2 protein-coding genes are annotated in these 2,892 nt (G+C 73.2%); both read left to right on the top strand.

Annotation, left to right across the window (positions count from 1 at the left end; all coding sequences use genetic code 11):
- On the top strand, positions 1–287 hold a 287-nt coding region (locus FV230_RS30075), incomplete at its 5' end, for a hypothetical protein (protein ID WP_187275642.1).
- A 187-nt stretch (positions 288–474) separates the two neighbouring features.
- Positions 475–2,892 (top strand): helicase-related protein (locus FV230_RS26745; protein ID WP_246695023.1); only part of this gene is annotated, 2,418 nt, incomplete at its 3' end.

The following is a 2,892-nucleotide window of genomic DNA, read 5'->3' on the forward strand; positions in this document are numbered from 1 at the left end:
CATCCGGGCCGCGCCCGGCCGCGGCCGCGCCGCTGGAGGCCGGTGCCAGCCCCTGCGGCGGAAACGCCTACTCCTCGGCCGAGGTGACGGAGGGTCGCGGACGGCGGCGCGGGCCGCTCACCGCCGTGCCGGACATGCTCTGCGCCGACATCGAGACCGGGCAGCCGCCGACGCGGATCGAGCTCTACGGCATCCCGGATCGCGACGGATCGGCTTACGGCCTTGGCGGAGCGCCCGGAAGCGCCCCATATGAGCGCTCGTTCCGGCGCCGGCCGTCGGCCGACTGACGATCTCGCCCTCCCGGGGCGGGGCCCGTCGCCACCCGGCGTCCCGCGCCGTGCGGCTCCCAGCGCCGAAGGGATTGCTCCGATCCTCCAGCACCGCCGCTCCCTTCCGCCCTCGGCCCGCGCGCGCGGGGTCACGGCGGTGCTGGGGCCGACCAACACCGGCAAGACGCACCTGGCGATCGAGCGCATGCTGGCCCATCCCACCGGGATGATCGGCCTGCCGCTGCGGCTGCTCGCCCGCGAGGTCTACCTGCGGGTCGTGGCCCGCGTCGGCGTCGACAAGGTCGCGCTGGTCACCGGCGAGGAGAAGATCAAGCCGGACCGGCCGCGCTACTGGATCTCCACCATCGAGGCGATGCCGCGCGACCTCGACGTCGCCTTCGTGGCGATCGACGAGATCCAGCTCTCCGCCGACATGGACCGCGGCCACGTCTTCACCGACCGCCTGCTGAACCAGCGCGGCCGCGAGGAGACCCTGCTGATCGGCTCCTCGACGATCCTGCCGCTGGTGCAGGCGCTGATCCCCAACGTCCACACCACCACGCGCCCGCGCCTGTCGACGCTGACCTATGCCGGCGAGAAGAAGCTCGGGCGGATGCCGCGGCGCACCGCGATCGTCGCGTTCTCGGCCGAGGAGGTCTACGCCATCGCCGAGCTGATCCGGCGCCAGCGCGGCGGCGCCGCCGTGGTGCTCGGCGCGCTCTCGCCGCGCACCCGCAACGCGCAGGTCGAGCTCTACCAGTCCGGCGACGTCGACTATCTCGTCGCCACCGACGCCGTCGGGATGGGCCTCAACCTCGACGTCGACCACGTCGCCTTCGCCGCCACCTGGAAGTACGACGGGACCCGCTTCCGCAAGCTGACGCCGGCCGAGCTCGGGCAGATCGCGGGCCGCGCCGGGCGCCACCTCTCGGACGGCACCTTCGGCTCGACCGGGCGCTGCCGCCCGTTCGAGCCCGAGATGATCGAGCGGCTGGAGAACCACGATTTCGACCCCTTGCGCATCCTGCAATGGCGCAACCCGGACCTCGACTACGGCTCCCTCGAGGCGCTGCAGGCGAGCCTCGACGTGCATCCGAGCGAGCCCGGCCTGACGCGGGCGCCGATGGGCGAGGACCAGCAGGCCCTCGAGATCCTGATGAAGGAGGACGACATCCGCGACCTGTCGCGGAGCCAGTCCGCGGTGCGCCGCCTGTGGGACGTCTGCGGCGTGCCGGACTACCGCAAGGTCCACCCGCAGGTGCATGCCGACCTCGTGGCCGAGCTCTACCGCTTCCTGATGAAGGGCATGGCCGGGCGGATCCCCGACACCTGGTTCGCCGAGCAGGTGGCGATGATCGACCGCACCGACGGCGACATCGAGACCCTGTCGCGCCGGATCGCCCACGGGCGCACCTGGACCTTCGTCGCCAACCGCCCCGATTGGCTTCGCGATCCGGAACATTGGCAGGGCGAGACGCGTCGGGTAGAGGACAGGCTGTCCGACGCCCTGCACGAACGCCTCGCGAGCCGCTTCGTCGATCGGCGCACCAGCGTCCTGATGCGGCGCCTGAGAGAGAACACGATGCTCGAAGCCCAGATTACCCCCGACGGTGACGTGACCGTCGAGGGTCAACATGTCGGCCACCTCCACGGCTTCCTGTTCGTGCCCGATGCCAGCGCCGAGGGCCACGAGGCCAAGACGCTCCGCAGCGCCGCCGAGAAGGGCCTCGCCGGCGAGATCGAGGCCCGCGCCGAGCGCTTCGCCGCAGCCGCCGACGCCTCGCTGGTGCTGAGCCACGACGGCGTGATCCGCTGGACCGGCGCGCCGGTGGCCAAGCTCGCCCCCGGCGACAAGATCTTCGCGCCCCAGATCCGCCTGCTTGCCGACGAGGCGCTCGCCGGCCCCGCCCGCGAGAAGGTGGTGGCGCGCCTCGACGCCTGGCTGAAGGCGCACGTGACGCGCCTGCTCGGCCCGCTGATCGAGATCGAGACCGCCGCCGACCTCACGGGCCTCGCCAAGGGCATCGGCTTCCAGGTCGTCGAGGCGCTCGGCGTGCTGGAGCGCGCCCGCGTGGCGCAGGAGATGCGCACGCTCGACCAGGACGGCCGCGGCGCGCTGCGCCGGCACGGCGTCCGCTTCGGCGCCTACCACCTGTTCCTGCCGGCCCTGCTCAAGCCGGCGCCGCGGACGCTGGCCGCCCAGCTCTGGGCCCTGCAGAACGGCGGCCTCGAGCAGCGCGGCCTCGACGAGATCGGGCATCTCGCCGGCTCCGGCCGCACCTCGATCAAGGTCGATCCGGAGATCGCCAAGGGGCTCTATCGCGCCGCCGGCTTCCGCGTCTGCGGCGGGCGCGCCGTCCGCGTGGACATCCTCGAGCGGCTCGCCGACCTGATCCGCCCCGCGGTCGCCTATCGCCCCGGCACCACGCCCGGCGCGCCGCCCCCCGGCACCGCGGACAAGGACGGGTTCGTCGCCACCGTCGGCATGACCTCGCTGGTCGGCTGCTCGGGCGAGGACTTCGCCTCGATCCTGACCTCGCTGGGCTACGCCGCCGAGACCCGGCCCGGCCCGGCGATCACGGTGCCGCTGCTCCCCGCCGCGTCGACGACGCCGGTCCAGCCC

Source organism: Methylobacterium sp. WL6, assembly GCF_008040095.1.
Taxonomy (GTDB): domain Bacteria; phylum Pseudomonadota; class Alphaproteobacteria; order Rhizobiales; family Beijerinckiaceae; genus Methylobacterium.